This window comes from Vibrio sp. R10-SG3-ISO3, assembly GCF_059834225.1.
On the sequence record NZ_JCBDHE010000050.1, the window covers coordinates 15086 to 34708 of the forward strand.

At 42.4% G+C, this 19623-nt stretch carries 16 protein-coding genes and 1 pseudogene; 15 read left to right on the forward strand and 2 right to left on the reverse strand.

The annotated features are described in order from the left end of the window. The first annotated feature begins 6 nt into the window (after positions 1-6). The 12 genes from AC6R1A_RS15820 (at position 7) to AC6R1A_RS15875 (ending at position 14350) form a co-directional block, all read left to right on the forward strand. Positions 7-687 (forward strand): WbqC family protein, encoded by a 681-nt coding sequence (locus tag AC6R1A_RS15820; RefSeq protein ID WP_500633192.1) that lies wholly within the window; start codon positions 7-9, stop codon positions 685-687. Positions 688-762: 75 nt separating this feature from the next. Further along, positions 763-1557 (forward strand): sulfotransferase family protein, encoded by a 795-nt coding sequence (locus tag AC6R1A_RS15825; protein WP_500633193.1) that lies wholly within the window; start codon positions 763-765, stop codon positions 1555-1557. Continuing rightward, on the forward strand, positions 1554-4580 hold the full coding sequence (locus AC6R1A_RS15830; protein ID WP_500633194.1) for a glycosyltransferase: 3027 nt from the start codon (positions 1554-1556) through the stop codon (positions 4578-4580). Before AC6R1A_RS15825 ends, AC6R1A_RS15830 begins: the two co-directional genes overlap by 4 nt. Positions 4581-4624: 44 nt before the next feature. After that, a complete protein-coding gene (locus AC6R1A_RS15835; protein WP_500633195.1) occupies positions 4625-6049 on the forward strand; it encodes a UbiA family prenyltransferase in 1425 nt (474 codons plus the stop codon). Further along, positions 6046-7353 carry an FAD-binding protein gene (locus AC6R1A_RS15840; protein WP_500633196.1) on the forward strand — a complete coding sequence of 436 codons (1308 nt, stop codon included), beginning with the start codon at positions 6046-6048 and terminating at the stop codon, positions 7351-7353. Before AC6R1A_RS15835 ends, AC6R1A_RS15840 begins: the two co-directional genes overlap by 4 nt. Then, positions 7350-8090 carry an SDR family oxidoreductase gene (locus AC6R1A_RS15845; protein WP_500633197.1) on the forward strand — a complete coding sequence of 247 codons (741 nt, stop codon included), beginning with the start codon at positions 7350-7352 and terminating at the stop codon, positions 8088-8090. Before AC6R1A_RS15840 ends, AC6R1A_RS15845 begins: the two co-directional genes overlap by 4 nt. A gap of 8 nt (positions 8091-8098) precedes the next feature. Beyond that, complete coding sequence (locus AC6R1A_RS15850) at positions 8099-9706, forward strand: hypothetical protein (protein ID WP_500633198.1); 1608 nt, start codon at positions 8099-8101, stop codon at positions 9704-9706. A 23-nt stretch (positions 9707-9729) separates the two neighbouring features. Next, on the forward strand, positions 9730-10659 hold the full coding sequence (locus tag AC6R1A_RS15855; RefSeq protein ID WP_500633199.1) for an NAD-dependent epimerase/dehydratase family protein: 930 nt from the start codon (positions 9730-9732) through the stop codon (positions 10657-10659). After that, entirely contained in the window at positions 10660-11949 is a 1290-nt protein-coding gene (locus tag AC6R1A_RS15860) for an NAD(P)/FAD-dependent oxidoreductase (protein ID WP_500633200.1), read from the forward strand. A gap of 13 nt (positions 11950-11962) precedes the next feature. Continuing rightward, positions 11963-12352, forward strand: coding sequence for a GtrA family protein (locus tag AC6R1A_RS15865; RefSeq protein ID WP_500627411.1), 390 nt, complete (start codon positions 11963-11965; stop codon positions 12350-12352). A gap of 23 nt (positions 12353-12375) precedes the next feature. Continuing rightward, complete coding sequence (locus AC6R1A_RS15870; protein WP_500633201.1) at positions 12376-13317, forward strand: lysylphosphatidylglycerol synthase transmembrane domain-containing protein; 942 nt, start codon at positions 12376-12378, stop codon at positions 13315-13317. Positions 13318-13435: 118 nt separating this feature from the next. Beyond that, positions 13436-14350 carry a glycosyltransferase family 2 protein gene (locus AC6R1A_RS15875; protein ID WP_500633202.1) on the forward strand — a complete coding sequence of 305 codons (915 nt, stop codon included), beginning with the start codon at positions 13436-13438 and terminating at the stop codon, positions 14348-14350. On the opposite strand, the gene AC6R1A_RS15880 is transcribed toward AC6R1A_RS15875, so the two are convergent. Beyond that, complete coding sequence (locus AC6R1A_RS15880; protein WP_500633203.1) at positions 14333-15091, reverse strand: glycosyltransferase family protein; 759 nt, start codon at positions 15089-15091, stop codon at positions 14333-14335. The genes AC6R1A_RS15875 and AC6R1A_RS15880 overlap by 18 nt on opposite strands. A 3-nt stretch (positions 15092-15094) precedes the next feature. Beyond that, on the reverse strand, positions 15095-16969 hold the full coding sequence (locus AC6R1A_RS15885; protein WP_500633204.1) for a polysaccharide biosynthesis protein: 1875 nt from the start codon (positions 16967-16969) through the stop codon (positions 15095-15097). 160 nt (positions 16970-17129) lie between these two features. Between AC6R1A_RS15885 and AC6R1A_RS15890 the strand changes: the two genes are divergently transcribed. The 3 genes and pseudogenes from AC6R1A_RS15890 to AC6R1A_RS15900 all read left to right on the forward strand — a co-directional run. Beyond that, positions 17130-18104 (forward strand): UDP-glucose 4-epimerase family protein, encoded by a 975-nt coding sequence (locus tag AC6R1A_RS15890; RefSeq protein WP_500633205.1) that lies wholly within the window; start codon positions 17130-17132, stop codon positions 18102-18104. Further along, positions 18098-18646 carry a sugar transferase gene (locus AC6R1A_RS15895; RefSeq protein WP_500633234.1) on the forward strand — a complete coding sequence of 183 codons (549 nt, stop codon included), beginning with the start codon at positions 18098-18100 and terminating at the stop codon, positions 18644-18646. The genes AC6R1A_RS15890 and AC6R1A_RS15895 overlap by 7 nt, the downstream gene beginning before the upstream one ends. 371 nt (positions 18647-19017) lie before the next feature. Then, positions 19018-19588, forward strand: a pseudogene (locus tag AC6R1A_RS15900) (elongation factor 1-alpha C-terminal domain-related protein); the annotation flags it as partial. Positions 19589-19623: the final 35 nt, after the last annotated feature.

Below are 19623 nucleotides of genomic sequence, written 5' to 3' on the forward strand. Positions count from 1 at the left end.
GGAATAATGCAGCCCTACCTATTTCCTTATCTAGGTTATTATCAGTTAGTGAACGCAGTAAGCAAATTTGTCTTCTATGATGATGTGACTTATATAAAGTCAGGTTATATAAACCGAAATTCAATTTTACACAATGGTCGGTCCCAGCGCTTTACAATCCCAGTAGTAGGTGCTTCTTCAAATAAAAATATCAGAAGCTTAAGCTTCGACTCGAATGTAAAAAAAACACTTAAGTCCATTAGATTTAATTATCAATCATCACCATATTTTAGTGAAGTTTATCCGATGATCGAGGATTTATTGTTACAAGAAGATAGAAATATAGCAAATCTGTGTGCAAAAAGCATTAAGTTGGTTTTTGATTATGTCGGTAAGGATAAAAATTTTGTGTTTTCAAGTGACTTGAATTACCTGCGCACAGCGGAACCTTCTGATAAATTAATTGAAATTTGCAAAATTTTGTCTTGTAAAACTTATATCAATAGCATTGGTGGACATTCACTATACTCGAGAGAGTACTTTAACGACAATGGTGTAGAGCTGTACTTTATTAGAACTAAAAAACATGCTTACGAACAAGGTACGCAAGAATTCGTTCCAAATCTATCTATGATCGATTTAATGATGTGGAATTCAAAAGAGAACTTACGATTTCTACTAGATCAATTTGAACTTTCAACTGATTAACAGCTAGGTATCAACGACTGGTAGAACCGGTATGTGTATGAATTTCTCAAAACAAATGAGAGAATTAGTAACCATATGAACAAAATTGCAATTTTTGGAGCTCCACGCTCTGGAACGTCATGGTTAAGCCAAATTGTAAATAGCCATCCTAGTGTTGCGCTGCGTTTTCAGCCATTATTTTCTTTTGAACACAAAGCTGCGATTAACTCTCGCTCTAGTAACGAAGAAATTGATGAATTTTTTGAGAGGATACTCAACTCTTGTGATGATTTTGCGTTGATGAAAGCTCCCATGTTCAAGAACTATCCTGATTTTATAAAGCACGATGTTAAGACAATTGCTTTCAAAGAAACGTTATACTTAGATGTATCAAAGGCCTTACTGGAGAATAGTGATGCAAAAGTAATCGCAATTGTAAGGAACCCTTTATCTGTATTGGCGTCTTGGATACAAGCTCCAAAAGAATTCGATAAAGGTTGGGACATTCTTAAAGAGTGGCGTGATGCTCCATCGAAGAATAGTGGACCAGAGTACTACTATGGATTCAACAAATGGATAGAAAGCACTCTGATGTTTCACGAGTTGTTGGAGCAATATCCGGATAGATTTTTCTTAGTTAACTATACAGAGCTAAGTAGAGACTCTCTAAAAGTGACAAAAGATCTTTTTTATTTTTGCGGTGTATCTTTGGATGCGCAGACTATAGATTTCATATCTGATAGTAAGTCTAGACATGACGACAGTGATCCTTATTCAGTATATAGAAGCAAGTCGTCAGATAAGGCATATGAAAATATTTTACCTAAGCTCATTGTCGACGAAGTGACGCGAGATTTGAGCGGTACACAATTAGAAAAGTATATATTATGAGCACCCAACCTTTAATTACTGTAGTTTTAAGTTCTTATAACCATGAGAAATTTCTACATCACGCGATAGACTCCGTTTTAAATCAAACATATCAACACTTTGAGCTTATCATTTGGGATGACTGCTCTAGCGATAATTCTTGGGAAATTATAAAATCATACGAAGACTCCAGAATAAAGGTCTTCAAGAATGATGAGAACCAGAGAGGCATTTACGGGATAAATAATGCTATTTTTCGTGAGTCTAAAGGTCAGTATATTGCCATTCATCATTCCGATGATACGTGGGCTCATGATAAGCTTGAAAAACAAGTTGAGTTTCTTAATGATCACCCGATGACTGGTGCTGTATTCACCCACGTAAATGTAATTGACGAAGATGGTAAAAACTTCGAGGACGAAGATAGCGTTTTTAGTACGATTTTCAAACAGCCAAATAGAGATCAAGCTGAGTGGATTACACACTTCCTTAAAAACGGTAATTGCCTTTGCCATCCTAGCGTTCTAGTTCGGCGTAGTGTCTATGAAGAAGTAGGTCCTTATCGTTATGGTTTAGCTCAATTGGGTGATTTTGATATGTGGACTCGTATATGTAGTCGATATGATATCCACATTATTCAGGAACCTTTGACGAACTTTAGAGTGTTAGACTCTGAAAAGAACACTAGCGCACCTAATCTTCAAAATGTGATATTATCATACAACGAATTTCTTATAGTAGCAGAAAATTTATTTAACTCGGATGTGGCGAAAATTTTAGGTGTTAATGAAGACAATCGCAATGCTGTAGAAGCCTGGTTGAATATAATTGGTGAGAGTGAGCTTTTACCATTTAAAGTATATGGTCTTAAACATGTTTTTTCATTGATAAACAACGGAGAAATCTCTATCAATGACCCAAATAACAGGAAGTTATACATTCAGTCAAATAGAGAGCTAGATACGTTCGGGATTAACAAAGATACTAAGATTCATGATCTGAATATGCGATGTGAAGACCTACAAAAAGATATTTTAGGTCAAGCTGAGACTATATCTGAACTGCAAGCCGCTGTCTTAGACATTAAAAACTCTACGTCCTGGAGAGTGACAGCGCCTTTACGTGCGCTGATTTACTTGTTCAGAGGTGAAACAACACATTTTAAGTTGGCCGTAGCAGACCGTATGCCACTCGTCCATAAAGTGTTTGGCTCTTCTCATGGTGGTGTGAAGCGTAAACTGCAAAGAGCTTACCAAGTCCTTAGAAATGAAGGCATGTCTGCCGCTTATCACAAAATATCGACGTATCTCGCAACGAGTCATGGACATAGTGGTGGCCCTATTATTGGCGAAGAGGAATACCGAGAGTGGATTACCTCAAAAAGAGACGCGGATAAACAAGAAGCAGAGCAAATAATTCACGCGTTGCAATCACAACCTGGGCCATTGATCTCAATTATTGTCCCGACCTACAACACAGATGATCTGTTTTTAAAGCAATGTATCGATTCAGTGCTTAACCAGTCATACCCACATTGGGAGTTGTGCTTGGCTGATGACGCCTCAACGAATGAGAACGTCCGAGATGTGATCACTGATTATTGCCAACGAGATGGCCGAATTAAGTCGGTGTTTCGAGAGGAAAATGGTCACATTTCAGCAGCATCAAACAGCGCCATCTCAATTGCTGAAGGTGAATGGATAGCCTTGCTTGATCACGATGATGAACTTCATGAACATGCGCTATCGTACGTAGCACATACGATATTGACAAACCCCCAGGTTGAGTTTGTGTATACCGATGAAGATAAAATCAATGAGTGCGGTGAACGGTTTGATCCTCACTTTAAGCCTGACTGGAATCCAGACCTGCTCTACAGCCAAAATTATATCTCGCATCTTGGTGTGTATAAATCGTCGATAGTGAAAAAAATAGGTGGGTTCCGGATTGGTTTTGAAGGAAGCCAGGATTATGACTTGTTACTACGGTACAGTCGTGAAATAGATGATGCAAATATCGTCCATATCCCTAGGGTGTTGTACCACTGGCGTGCTATCGAAGGCTCGACAGCATTGGAGGCTGGTCAAAAGGATTATACGACACAGAAGGGCATCGATGCCCTACAAGAGTACTTTGATCAACAACAGACAGATGCTCAAGTTGTGAAGGGTAAAAATGCCAATACATACCGAGTTAAATGGAGCTCGGCAGATAACCCTCTCGTCTCCTTGATTATTCCGACTTACAATGGCAAAGACATAACCAAACAAGCGATAGACTCCATCCTAAATAAGACGTCGTACAAAAACTACGAGATTATTTTGGTCGATAATAATTCAGATGATGACGCTGCGTTAGAGTATTTTTCTCAGTTGGAGAAAAATGACAAGGTGACAGTGTTGAGGTACCCATATCCTTTTAATTACTCGGCAATCAACAACTTTGCTGTCCGTCATGCAAACGGGGATATCGTCGGGCTTGTCAATAACGATGTCGAAGTCATTAACTCTGATTGGTTAACCGAAATGGTCAGTCACGCAATCAGACCAGAAGTGGGTTGTGTGGGGGCGAAACTGTATTACTCCAACGACACTATCCAACATGCGGGTATAATTTTGGGTATTGGCGGCGTTGCAGGGCATTCGCACAAGCATTTTCCACGTGACAGCCACGGTTACTTTGGCCGTTTGAATCTCGTACAAAACTTATCTGCTGTAACTGCTGCTTGTCTCTTAATTAGAAAAGAAGTGTTTGATGAGGTTGCCGGTTTGAATGAAACCGATCTTACCGTTGCGTTCAACGACGTCGACTTCTGTCTACGAGTAAGAGAGAAGGGGTATCGAAATCTATGGACCCCTTACGCAGAGCTCTATCATCACGAATCGATCAGTCGAGGAGCGGAAGATAACCCCGAAAAAATAGCAAGGTTCAATAAAGAAGTTGATTATATGAAAGGAGCTTGGTCAGGTCTATTAACCAGTGATCCTGCATACAACACTAATTTAACTTTACTACATGAAAACTTTTCATTGAGAACCTCGTGATTTAGACATTTTAAATCGCATCATGATGAATGTCAGGAATAGTAATGAACAATAAAAAACCCCTAGTGGTAGATTTAGATGGTACGTTGATTAAGTCAGACATCCTGGTTGAAACGTTACTAAAGTACCTAAAATTAGACTTGTTTAATATCTTTAGATTTATAATGCTGATGTTTAAAGGGAAAAGCTACGTAAAACAAGAGATAGCAGATAATGTCGATATAGATGTAAGCTTGCTTCCTTACAACCACGAAGTACTTGATCTAATTACTAGAGAAAAACAATCCGGCAGAGAAATTGTATTAGCGACAGCAAGTAATCTTAAATATGCTGAAGAAATCGCCAAATATGTAAATCATTTCGATGTTGTGATTGCAAGTGATTCTAATCGAAACCTAGCATCTGAAGAAAAAGCAAACGAACTTGTGTCTAGATATGGTGAATATGGGTTTGATTATGTAGGTAACTCAAAAGCAGACATCAAAGTATGGCAGAAAGCTGAGAATGCAATTGTGGTAAACCCTGACAGAGGGGTATTAAGCAAAGCTAAGCTACAAAATAACGTAAACACGGTTATAGAGAATAGACCGTCTTTCATCAAAACCTTGTTAAAAGCTCTTCGAATTCACCAATACGCAAAAAATGCATTGATCTTTGTTCCACTTGCTGCCTCTCATCAGCTATTTGATCTCGAAAATATTGCAACAGCATTGGTTGCTTTCTGGATGTTCAGTTTCTGTGCTTCCACAGTATATCTCCTCAATGATCTTTTAGATTTAGAAGATGACAGACATCACAAAACTAAGTGTCGAAGACCGTTCGCAAGCGGGGACTTGGATGTACGCTTTGGTGTCATTTTATGTCCGGTAATTCTGAGTGTTGTTGTTGCTATATCGCTGCTGATACTTCCCGTGCAGTTTATGGGTGTTCTAGCTTTCTATTATCTCGCAACGCTTCTTTATTCTTTCAAATTGAAGCGTATGGTAATGGTTGACGTGATAACGTTGGCGACTCTCTACACGATTAGAATTATTGCAGGTTCCGCAGCGCTTGGATTGAGTTTGTCGTTTTGGCTATTGGCTTTTTCTATGTTCATTTTCTTGAGCCTGGCGCTTGTGAAGCGATACGCAGAGCTCGAAGAATTGAAACTTTCGGGAAAAAATGAAGCAAGAGGACGTGGTTATCACCCCTCAGATCTTGAGTTACTTTCTTCGTTGGGAGCGTCGTCAGGATATCTTTCTGTTCTGATTTTAGCTTTGTATATCAACGACCCGCAGACAGCAGCTTTGTATAGCGAACCTATGTATATTTGGCTCGCTTGTCCTCTGCTACTTTATTGGATAAGTCGTACATGGATGATGACACATCGAGGGGGTATGCATGATGACCCTGTGGTTTTCGCTTTGAAGGATCGCGTAAGCCAAGTAGTTGGCGGTCTGTTCATTCTTGTATTTGGGTTAGCAATATGAAAAATGTTAAATCTTGGGGACGTTACCCAAACTATCCACAAGAAGTTAAAAATATAAACTGGATGGATGAGCTATCAAGAATAGATACTGATGAGCTCGAGTCGTATCTTCCCTTTGGTAATGGCCGCAGCTATGGTGATAGCTGTCTAGCCTCTACTGGGTTTGCAGTTGGATCTCGGCCTTTAAATCGCTTTATCTCTGTAGATTGGAACTCTGGTGTAATTAGAGCTGAATCTGGAGTGTTGTTAGCAGAGATTTTAGACCTAGCCGTTCCTAGAGGGTGGTTCCTCACTTCTACTCCTGGCACCAAGCTTATTACCTTGGGTGGCGCAACGGCCAACGATGTGCACGGAAAGAATCATCATGTAGCGGGTACGTTCGGAAAGCATGTGCGTAAATTTGCTTTGTGGAGAACGGATATGGGGCTGGTTGAGTGTTCACCGACAGAAAATAGCGACCTATACCATGCGACGATTGCCGGATTAGGTCTTACAGGTGTTATTTTGTGGGTTGAGATACAGCTGAGACCAATAGCAACAAGTCTGATTGATAGTCAGAATATTAAGTTTAGCAACCTCGATGAGTTTTTTGATATCTCTCGAGAGATAGATAAGAATTTCGATTATACAGTGGCATGGGTAGACTGCGTATCCACAGGACCAAAGCTGGGGCGCGGTATATACATGGTGGGCAATCATGCGAAAAAAGGCACCTTAGAGCTCCCGAAGAAGAGTAATCTAATTGTTCCAATAGACTTACCAATTTCTATGGTCAATTCGTTGACTCTTAAAGCGTTTAATGCACTTTACTATGCAAAGCAGGTGAGAAAAAATGTCACCAAAACTATCAGTTATGAACCTTTTTTCTACCCACTGGATGCGATTATGGAATGGAATCGCATCTATGGTAAGTCAGGCTTTCAACAATATCAGTGTGTTCTACCAGAAGATAATGCTCAAGAGGCAATGAAAGAGATATTAACCCGTATTTCAAATAAGAAAATGGGGTCATTCCTTGCCGTATTGAAAAGGTGCGGTGACATCAAATCCCCTGGTTTACTCTCATTTCCAATGAAAGGTGCAACTCTAGCGTTGGATTTCCCCCAAATTGAAGGTAGAACTGACAGCCTATTTGACGAACTAGATACCATCGTAATGGAAGCTGGCGGTCGTTTATACCCAGCAAAAGACGCACACATGAGCTCAGATTTCTTCCAAGCTGCGTACCCAGAGTGGGAAAAGCTTGAAGCAATTCGTGATCCTAAAATAATGTCAAGGTTCTGGCAAAGAGTGACGGAAAAATGAAAAATATACTAGTAATAGGTGCGACTTCAGCGATGGCAAGTGAAGTCGCAAAAAAATATGCACAGGACAATAACAGACTCTTTCTAGTGTCACGAGATGTAAATAAGCTTAGATCGGTTGAAAATGATTTACGATCAAGAGGTGCCGATAAAGTAGAGAGCTTTGTATTAGATATTAACGATATTTCACAGCACGATCACATGTTGACTAGTGCATATGATTGCTTGGGCAAACTAGATATTGTCCTGATTGCACATGGCACCTTACCAGATCAAAGGCAGTGTGAGCAGGACGTGAAGACAATGCTTTCAGAGTTCAATACGAACGCCATCAGTACAATTGCACTACTTACTGAGATATCCAACAGACTGGAAAATCAAAAAGCAGGTGTGATTGCTGTTATAACATCTGTTGCTGGCGATAGAGGACGTCCATCCAATTATGTATATGGTGCGGCTAAAGCATCTGTGAGTACATTTTTAAGTGGATTAAGGGCCAGAATGTACAAAAACGGAGTTCATGTTTTGGACATTAAACCTGGTTTCGTTTCTACTCCTATGACTTATGAATTGGAATTGCCGAAGATTTTAGTAGTCGAACCAGAATACGTTGCAAATAATATAGTTGATGCAATCGAAAAGAAAAAAGACAGGATTTATACTCCATTCTTTTGGAAGTATATTCTCCTAATAATAAGGTTGATACCAAATTTTATTTTCAAAAAGTTGTCCATGTAGGAGCAGCGGTGAGTTCTTACCAATCAAAAGCCAAAGTTATTTCTCAGCTGATATTATTGTCTCTGTTTGTTTTGCTTGTAAATTTCTTCAGGACTCAGGATGCTTTCACAAATCCTCAGTTTTGGGCAGAAGATGCGACAGTGTTCTATACTCAGTCAGTAGAACTTGGTTTTCAGTCTGTCGTAACTCCATATGCGGGGTATTTACATACAATACAGAGGGTATTTTCCAGTGTATTTAATGAGGTAAACGTTCCGTTAAAGTTCATGCCTCTTCTGTATAACATCACATCGTGGTTTGTTATATGTTTCTCAGTCTGCTTAATCAGTTCATTACCTTTTAATCTTAGCAAATCAACTAAGATTTCAATTGCATTTGCGCTTGTTCTAGCTCCAGTAGGCAGTGAGATATTTTCTAACCTAACTAATATTCAATGGGTGACGGCAGTCTTATTGACCTGTCTATTTCTCGTGAAGGATTTTAGTTCGTACAAAAAGAGTTCTCGATTAGCGATCTACTTGCTCATTTTTTTTCTTGGGTTAACTGGACCGTTCGTAATATTGTTATTACCTCTGATATTTCTCAGGTTGTATTATTATAAAGACTTGTCAAGAAATACGACAGTATACCTTGTTTGGCTGTTTGCATTTGTTGTACAAGGTACGCTGATAGCGACAACGCCCCGTGGGTTGAGCCAAGGTTCGATTTCTTTAGAGTTGGATAAGTGGACTGAGGCTTTGTTTGGGAACTTTATGGGGGGGTATTTTATAGCCCTAGGAAATACGACATCCTTAGTAATGTTTCTATCCGTTTCTATCTTTTCTCTTTTTAGGGTTTTTAGTTCACGAATGAAATCAGATGTGGACTTTTATATATTGGCGTTGTTGGGGATGTGCTTTGCATTTGGCTTTGCAGGTCTATATTCCCATAAGCATGACCCGCAAATTTTAACCTCTTACGGAGCGGGCCAGAGATATTTTTACATTCCGTACGTATTGTTTAATATGTTGCTCTTCGTGATTTTTTTTAATGGCGAGAGAAAGGAAAGAATATTCTTTGGTTTTTTGATAGTCGTGTCATTATATTCTTTCTACGAGGTTGCTCCTCGTTCTAAATATCATGATTTAAATTGGCGTGCTTACTCGGAATACAGTGGAAGAGTCGAGGGTCTTAAGGTTCCGATTAACCCTGTGGTTCCTGGTTGGTACTTGTACCCAGAGATTGATAGTTCGATTGAGAAGATTGAGAATAAGCGTATGCTCCCAGAATCAAGTTTCAAGTTTGAAAATGTTAAGGTATTTAATGGCTATGGAGAGCCTCTAGTTGTTGAGCATGACTCTAGAATATTTTTTGAATCCATCCCATGTAGTACAGATTATGCACTTTATGAATTAGTCGCTAACACTCGAAGTGCACATGAAACGGTTCAGTTATTCTTCAGTGATAACGAAAATATGAGTGAGGAATCTAGTATTCGCTTGCCTGTGATCCAAGGAGAAGGAATTTATCACTTCGCTATTTCAAGTGGCAGCCGATATTTAAGGTTAGACCCTATTGTTGGGGCTGGTGAAGTTACGATTCATAGTGTTAACGCATATTGTGTTGCTCAAAATTAGAACATTTAAAGAGATTATCAAACATGAAAATAGTATTACCCGGAGGGGCGGGACTAGTAGGTCAGAACTTAATCGTAAGATTGAAAGAGAAAGGATTTCATAACTTAGTTGTGCTTGACAAGCATCGAGCAAACATTGAAGTTCTCAAGGGTATGCATCCTGATATACACGTTGAATATGCAGATTTAGCAGTGCCTGGCAGTTGGAATGAGCACTTCGAAGATGCCGACTGTGTTGTAATGTTACAAGCTCAAATCGGTGCTAAAGAAACCGAGCTGTTTGTTCGCAACAATATCACTTCAACACGTCACATTCTTGATGCCATAAAACGCTATAAAGTGCCGCATACCGTACATATTAGTTCCTCGGTGGTTAAGTCTGTAGCCGATGACGATTATACAAATACTAAGAAAGAGCAAGAAGAGTTAGTGCTTGCTAGTGGTATTGATTGTGTTGTGCTGAGACCTACGCTGATGTTTGGTTGGTTTGATCGCAAACACCTAGGTTGGCTTTCTCGCTTTATGCAAAAAGTTCCGATCTTCCCTATCCCAGGCCATGGGCGTTACATGCGCCAACCTCTTTATGTCGGTGACTTTGCGAACATCATTATTAGCTGTATTGAACAGCAGCGTGTTGGTGGCATATTCAACATTAGCGGCCTTGAGCAAGTCGACTATATCGACATTATTCGTAGTATCAAACGTGCGATTAAAGCCAAAACCCTGATTCTCAAGATACCTTTCACTCTTTTTTCTGTACTGTTAAAGATCTGGGCCGTGTTTGACAAGAACCCACCATTCACTGCCGATCAACTTGATGCTCTTGTTGCATGCGATGAGTTCGAAGTTATCGATTGGGAAGGTGAGTTTGGCGTTGTTGCGACTCGTTTTGACGATGCCGTTGATGAAACATTCTGTCACCCTACATATAGCAAGATTGAACTGGAATTTTAGATGAAAAGTAAAAAAGTAGCAGTTTTGGGAGCAGGGCCAATGGGCTTAGCCGTTGCTTATCAGTTGGTAAAAAATGGTCATGAGGTTACTGTTTTCGAAGCCGATGATCGCGTTGGTGGTATGACGGCGTCTTTTGATTTTGGTGGTCTAAACATTGAGCGTTATTACCACTTTATATGTGCAAACGACCAACCTCATTTTGACATGATTTCAGAGATGGGCTTGGATGATAAGCTGAAGTGGACGAAAACGAAAATGGGCTATTACTACCAAGGAGAGTTATTTCCTTGGGGGAATCCGATTGCACTTCTAAAATTTCCAAAGTTGAGCTTGGTGTCTAAAATTCGCTACGGCCTGCATGCTTTTACTTCCACAAAACGGTCTGATTGGTCTGGTCTTGATAAAAAAGAAGCGTCCAGCTGGATCAAAAAATGGGTTGGGAAGCAAGCATATGATGTGATGTGGAAAAGCTTGTTTGATCTAAAGTTTTATAACTTTTCTAATAACTTATCGGCTGCTTGGATATGGACCCGTATCAAGCGAATTGGTAATTCGCGTTATAGTATGATGGAAGAAAAGCTAGGCTACCTAGAAGGTGGGTCAGAGGTTCTTCTCATTGCCATGAAAGATAAAATAGAGGAACTCGGAGGGAAAATTGAATTATCTTCTCCTGTTCGAAAAGTCGAGATCGAAGATGGCAAAGTTGTGGGATTGGACGTAAATGGTCAATTTCTAGAGTTCGAAAACGTGATTAGTACTGTCCCTGCACCGTACATTCCACGTATTATCCCGCAATTGCCAGAAAAAGAGCTAGAGCAGTTTAAAGCACTCTCCAACATCGCTGTTGTTTGTGTGATTGCGAAATTGAAAAAAGCAGTTACCGAAAACTTTTGGCTCAACATCAACGACAGTCGAATGGATATCCCTGGGATTGTTGAGTATAGCAACCTAAACCCTCTCGATGACCATATCGTCTATGTGCCTTATTACATGCCAGCTGAACACGAAAAGTATTCAGACTCCAATGAAACGTTCGTCGAGAAGGTTAAGAAGCACCTTAAGCTTCTTAACCCTGAACTTGAAGATTCAGACTTCATAGATATCCATGTGAGTCGTTATCGATATGCGCAACCTATTTGTGATCCAGGTTTCTTAGAAAAATTACCACCGGTCGATTTACCTGTTGAAGGACTATATGTTGCAGATACCTCGTATTACTACCCAGAAGATCGCGGGGTATCAGAGGGTATTCGATTTGGTACCGATATCGCGAATAAGGTATTTAAATAATATGCGGATACCAATGCTGTCGAATCAGTTCTTCCTGTTTTTATGTACGGGTGGGTTTGCAGCGGCTGTCAACTTTGGCAGCCGTGTACTGTACAGCCAATATGTTAGCTTCTCCACAGCGATAGTTTTTGCTTATATCACCGGAATGATTACAGCTTTCGTACTCGCGAAACTTTTTGTCTTTCGGAGTGCGACCAATTCGGTTTCGAAGTCTGCCTTTTATTTTGTTTTGGTGAACTTGGCGGCGGTTGTGCAGACTTGGGCGGTGAGCATGTTTTTGGCCAATTACGGACTACCGTCTCTGGGTATTACTCACTACGTGGAAGAAATATCGCATTTGGTTGGTGTTATCGTGCCGGTCTTTACCAGTTACGTTGGCCACAAGCGACTATCTTTTCGTTAGTCGCGATGAAATCAACATCTCGTATGTCTCGCTCAGCGATATTTGCGTTTACCCTGATCTCAATAGGGTATGTGTTACTGGGGACGGTGTTCTCGGAGCACATTCCCCATGAGGTAGCTGTAAACCTCAACCCTATTGACGGATTGGTGCTGTTCTTTCTATTTGCTTCGAGTATTTTTCTTCGATACGTTCGATGGCACGTGTTAATGAGGCACCATGATCATTCGCATCACTTTGTGAGTGGTATGTGTTTCTATATCGCTGGCTTTGCATATACTGCAACTCCAGGGAAAGTTGGTGAGTTAACGCGAGCTGTATATTATCAAGGTATTGGGGTTTCTTCAGATAAGGTTGTTTCTAGCTTTTTGATAGAGCGCACCTTTGATCTACTGGTCGTACTGATATTGGCGAGTTTCGTATTTTTTAGCTTTCCAAGTTTAATATTTGTTGCCGTGGCTATTTTATCCATCATTCTTATTCTCGCGTTCTTGGCTGTTAAAATATCGGTAAGTCGTCAGTTATGTAAAAGTGTACGGAAGTTAAACAGTCGATATATTACTAGGTTTGCACTCCTTAGCTATAAAGTTCTTCTGAACATGCACGCGAGTCTTAACTTTCGCCTTTTTGCTGTGTGTATGGGGTTAGGTAGCGCGGCGTGGGCTCTGACAGCGCTAACATTAGTGTACTGCTGTGTTGTTTTTGATTTGTCGATTCCCTTTGTTTCGGCTTTATCTATTTATCCTGCTGCGATGCTTTCTGGCGCTGTCTCCTTTATTCCCGGTGGCATTGGTGTGACGGAGGGGGCGATTGTATACTTGCTGCATCAGTTTGACGTTGCTTTGTCTGTGGGGGCGTTTGTCGCTTTAGTCGTTCGCTTTTGTACATTGTGGCTAGCAATGCTGTTTGGTTTGATGGCCACACTGCTTTCTGGTTTTTATCTTCTAAGGCAACGAGCGCCACTGTAATCTTATAACCGCCATTCTGGTGATATTTTTGTTTGATGTCGCTAGTCAATGCTGGGTAGTGATGCCGTTGTAATTTTGTTTGTTGTTCTCTGCATTGCTATTGTCTATAGGAGTTCTTTTGTCAGTATCATCAATCATTATCACCTTTCACCCCGTTCTGCCGAGTGTTGGCTCCTTACTGAGCGCTTGTCAGGCAAATGGCAACCGCGTAATAGTGGTAGATAATGGCAGTGAAAATGCCAAAGAGCTTGCGCAGGTTTGTCAGTCGTTCGAACGAGTGGAGCTCATTTGTTTGGAGGCCAATCTTGGCATAGCTGAGGCACAAAATATTGCTATAAGGCAGCTTAAGAACGATGACGATGATCTTGTGGTGTTCTTTGATCAAGACTCATCGATTGGTGACGATTATTTGAGGCAGGTCGAAGAAACGTATCAGAAGCTAGAGCGTGACTATGGCAGCGCACTTGTACTCGGCCCCCGTTTTTACAATCGTGTGTCTAAGTTTGAATATCCGGTCATCAAATTAAATCACTGGGGTCTAAGAGAAAAGCGTTTACCTAGTCAATATGCTCACCCTACAGAAGCGTCTTGTATCATTTCTTCCGGAATGGCAGTGAAAAAAGGGACGCTCAACCGAGTAGGCTTGATGGATGAGACTTTATTTATCGATTATGTCGATACGGAATGGTGTTTAAGAGCGCGTAAGCTAGGATATCCGATTTTGGTGGAGCCACGCTTAGTCATGGAGCATGAAATTGGCACGAACAACTTTAAGTTTTTGAGGTGGCGTGTTCCTGTCCATTCGGCGGCTAGGCGTTACTATCGGATTCGAAACTCATTTTTCTTACTTAGATACTCGCACGTGCCTAAACTGACGAGTTTAAGAGAAGTCATTTTTTCTATTGTGCATCAAGCTTTTCTCGTTGTCTTTACTGACGAGAAAGTCGGACACCTTAAGTCCTTGGTTAGGGGTGTGAGGGATGGTCTTTTTTACAAAAAACGGAAACAGGGCTCATCAAACTCCCCAATGTAGCCTCAATTGATACCTTAGAGAGCTTTGCCAATACCAAATAAAATGCTTGGATAGAAGCCGTCTGTTTTGATGAGATGCAAAGTGGACGGCTTTGATGTTGGGAAAGTAATAAACGTTTAACTTGTGCTTGTTCGCACGCGTACAGATGTCCGCATCTTCAAAATACATGAAGTAACGTTCATCAAAGCCGCTCAGTACCTCAAAGCTATGGACAGTGAAGAGTAGAAAAGAACCAGCGGCCCATTCGATTCGCGTTGGTTTGTCAATTTTGCTTTTGTCGTAGACATCACTTCTGGGTATCCCAACGAAAGACTTTAATGGTGACAATAGACTTGGGTAGCGTCGAATAGAGCGATCGTAAGTGCTCAGCGACTTGTCGGTGTAGAGGTTGATTGCCGAGATGTCGGCTTGGTACTCAGTCGCTTGTGTTACCAACTCTGACACGCTCCTTGCGTCGATTTCAACATCAGGGTTCAGTGCCAAAAAGAAGTCTTCACCGGTTGGGCTCAGGTGCGATTTAACGTACTGAAACACTTCATTATTGTTGGCCCCGAATCCCTTGGGTTTAGAACCTTGGAGTAGCTGGATATGATGCTCACGGCAGAAGTCGGTGAGTGCGGATGTTGGCTGCGTGTTGGATTTTATGATGATCGTAAAATGTTGGGCAAGTGTCGGCAGCGTCGGGTTCTCGACAATCATTGCGTCGTGATGGTGATTTACAATAGAAATAAAGACAGTCATAAATCAGCTTTCGTTCTCGCGGGGTGTATAGCCAGTCGGCGCATCAAGTAAGATACGTCGAATACAGCTCACGTCAAAATTGTGGCAACACGTATCCAGCTCATCCAACAGTTGCTTCATTGCTTTCCAGTCCAGCTTGTCTTCACAAGCGGTCATGATTTTTTGATGGCCCGTTCCCTGGACATTATCGCCAATCAACAGCTCTTCATAGAGTTTCTCTCCGGGGCGAAGACCCGTGAACTTGATTTCAATGTCACCGTCCTCTGGTGAGTTGGCGGTGTATTCCTTCATCCCCATCAGGTGGATCATACGTTTGGCTAAGTCTAAAATCTTAACCGGCTCACCCATGTCTAACACAAACACTTGTCCATTGTGCCCTAGCGCGCCTGCCTGAATGACCAACTGCGCGGCCTCAGGGATGAGCATAAAGTAGCGAATAATGTCGGGGTGCGTCACTGTCACAGGGCCGCCCGAACGGATCTGCTTTTTAAAAAGCGGTACAACAGAGCCCGAAGAGCCTAAAACATTACCAAAGCGAACCATTGTAAAGACGGTGGAAGATTGCTTATCGGCCAGCGCCTGCAATACCAGTTCAGCGAGTCGTTTACTCGCTCCCATTATGTTGGTAGGGCGAACCGCTTTGTCGGTGGAGATTAAAGTAAAGTTCTCAACGCCGGTTTCAATGGCAGCATTCGCGCAGGCAAAGGTGCCAAAGACATTGTTACGAATCCCTTCCACGATGTTGTCTTCTACGAGCGGCACATGCTTGTAGGCAGCAGCGTGATACACGGTTTGAATGCGGTGCGCCGTCATCAACTTGGTTAAGCGGTTTTCTTTCTGCACTGAGCCTAGCGCCGCAACGAGTTTTGTCTCGGATTGGAGTTTTGCCTTGATGCCGTTTAACTCTTGGTCAATTTTGTACAGGTTGTACTCGTTGAGCTCAAAGAGAAGCAGGGTTGCCGGCTTTTGAGCAAGAATTTGGCGACAAAGCTCAGAGCCAATCGAGCCACCGGCGCCGGTGACCATGACGTTCTTTCCCGTGATGTTTTGTGACATGAGCTCGGTGTCTGGGTCGACAGGCGCGCGGCCTAACAAATCACCGACAGCCAAGTCTTTGATTTCTGTTGCGCTGCCTCGGCCTGCTGCGATGTCTTCGACCGATGGCACCGATTGCACTTCAATCGGCCAGTTGGAAAGCTTCTCCACTAATCGTAAGCGCTGGCCTTTATTGATGTTGTTGATAGCGAGCAGCAACTTAACAGGCTGATAGAGCGACTGGAGCTGCTCGAACTCTGAAGGGTGGTACACCTTAATGCCAAACATGATTTGCCCAGATTTGCTGCGGTCATCGTCTAGCAGAGCTACGGGGTGGTATTCATCACCTTGGATGAGGGCATAGGCCAAGTCTCGACCGGTAGAGCCCGCCCCATAGATGAAGACATTGGGCTTTTGGCGACGGTAATAATGATAATAGATGGTGCGAATGAAGATTCGCGGGCCACCTAGTGTCAAAATCGCTAATCCGGCATAAATAAACGGCACGCTTCTAGGAATAAAGGAGTGAAAGAAGAAGCCGCTGAGCGCCAGTGTTAAGGTCGACAGTAAGACGCTAAAGAAGATATACCCTACCGCTGGCAGCATCATGTAGCGCAAAACAGCTCGGTACATCCCTAATTTGGCAAAGCTGAAAATGGTCACGGCCAGCGTCACCACAAGACTGGCAAATTCGTCAAACCCAATCGTGAACTCAGTGGTACCCAAGCGAAACACAATGGCCAAATACAGCGAGGCAATCACCGCAAGGATGTCATAGAGAATGGTGATCAGCCGCTTGTTTCGGCGACTGGCATTAAGAAGAAGTTGAATTGGGGTGAACATCGAATACCACTGCCAGCTGAAAATTATTATTTTTTATTATGTCGCCTGTATTCTAGAAACCTTTAATGTCAAACGCTAGAGGAAAACGGTATCATTTGCCCCAATTGTGTTCTCACACATTGTTTTGTACGAGAAAAGCGCCGGTTAGCGCAGGGGGAAAATGAAGGTATTAGTCACTGGGAGTAACGGCTTTGTTGGCGCTCGCGTCATGCAATTGGCGAAACAGAGAGGCTGGCAGGCGGTGGGCGTTGTCCGAGTATCCTCTAAGCCGATTTCTGAGTCCTCGTTTGCGATCCAAGCCTTGGATGCCAAGACCGATTGGCAAGGCGCGTTTGACGATGTTGATTGTGTCATTCACTGCGCCGCTCGGGTCCATCAAATGCAAGAGAGTGAAAGTAACGTTCTAGAAGCGTATCGCCGAGTGAATACTCATGGCACCTTGCATCTTGCTGAGCAAGCGGTGAAAGCAGGCGTTAAACGCTTTGTGTTTGTCAGCTCCATTAAAGTCAATGGCGAGCGCACTTTGGCCGGTCAGCCTTTTACGCCAGATGTATGCGATGTCCCCGATGATCCCTACGGCCTAAGTAAGTATGAGGCGGAAATGGCGCTGAAAGCCTTGTGTGAGCGCACGAATATGGAACTGGTGATCATTCGCCCGCCGCTAGTTTACGGGCCGGGCGTGAAGGCCAATTTTCAATCCATGATGGGGTGGGTGGCCAAAGGATTGCCTTTGCCACTTGGCGCGATCCACAACGCGCGCAGCCTCGTCTACCTCGATAACTTGGTGGATTTGATGCTGACCAGTTGTGAGCATCCTCATGCGAGTGGGCATACTTTTTTAGTGTCCGATGGCGAGGATGTCTCAACCACACAATTATTGAAAGCGGTGGCAAAAGCAATGGGAAAACCGTCGGCGCTGATACCGATCCCAATGCGCTGGATTCAATGGGTCGCAAAGAGCATCGGAAAGCCCGGCGTGGCGGAGCGATTGTGCGGCAACTTACAGGTGGACATTGAGCAAACACAATCGGTTCTGGACTGGTTACCGGTGGTTCCTTTTCATGAAGGTATTGTACGGACCGTCACGCATTTTATAGAGACACGAAACAAAGACAAAAACAGGAGTAAATCGTGATTCGTTGGTTGGATTTTATTTTTGCGCTGGTAGGGTTACTGCTACTTTGGCCCGTACTCCTTATAGTGTGTGTGATGGGCTTTTTTGATACCGGCTCTCCATTGTTTTTTCAAACTCGAGTAGGGCGTTTTCAGCGACCATTTACACTGATCAAGTTTCGCACGATGCCGGTTGAAACCGCGTCCGTTGCGACGCACCTTGTGGGCAAGAGCTCGGTGACCAAGCTGGGCGGATTTTTGCGCAAGACCAAGCTCGATGAGTTGCCGCAGTTGATCAATGTTCTTAAGGGAGAGATGAGTCTCGTCGGTCCAAGGCCCTGTCTTTTCAATCAAACCGAATTGGTTGCACTTCGTGAAGCGAAAGGGGTGTATGAAGCTCGGCCAGGAATTACCGGTTTAGCGCAAATCAATGATATTGATATGTCGACACCTGAACTATTAGTTGAGTGGGATGTTCGCATGATTAAAGAGCTAACACTCAAGCAGTATTTCCTTTGCATTATTCAAACGGTACTGGGCAAAGGGGCAGGCGATCGCGTTTGATGCCCGGTCGCGCTACGCAACAATTTACATTAATTTTCAATTGTATTCTGAACAACGGTGTGCATAATAAAAGCGCTCATAATCAGCCTAAAGTATGAGCTCGTATGAGCGCGGCGTTAGACGTCGCACACAATGTGAATGTTTGCGTAATGTGACCAACGCAATGTCAACGGGCGGTAGCGTCTTTGCATGAATGGTGACTATTGGGGTTAAGCCCCAAACAAGAATGAAATTAATGAGTTGTAAACGCGTCAAGGATGTTGCGGTGTCTCCAAATCAAACAATAACGTCTCAGCGACTGTAAAGTTACTGGGACTTTTTTTTGTCTAAAAATTGGGTTTGGGGAAATGGTATGCCAGGGCAAGATCATGAAAAACTCCCGGATTAAATCGATTTATACTCATGACGGTGAGCTGGAAACCTCATATCCTGGACAAGCAATTACAGTAACCCTTGACAACGAAATTGATGTATCTCGTGGAGATATGCTTGTTCATTCGGGACATGGACCTATAGTGACCAACAAAGTGGAAGCGCACATAGTTTGGATGGGTGAGGACCCAATGCGTACCCACAAAGAGTACACTTTTAAGTTTGCTACTAAGTCTTGTACAGGTAAGGTTACAGAAATTGCACATAAAATTGATGTAAATACGTTGTAGCGACATGCGGAAAGCAGTGAAATACTTGACCTGAATGAAATTGCACTATCAAGTATTTTTTTTGGCTGATAAAGTTGCTGTCGATAGCTACAAGATCCTTCCTCAAACAGGTGCATTTATTGTGATTGATCGTCATACCAATGTAACTGTTGGTGCTGGTATGGTTGATAATATGATTAATGAAGTAGGGAATGATCGAGTATACTCTCAACTTGAAATAGATCTAAACACTTATATATGTAAGCACTTCCCAGAGTGGGGATGTATAAAGATTAGCTAATTTTTAATCTTCTGTGTTCATCAATTATGCTTAAA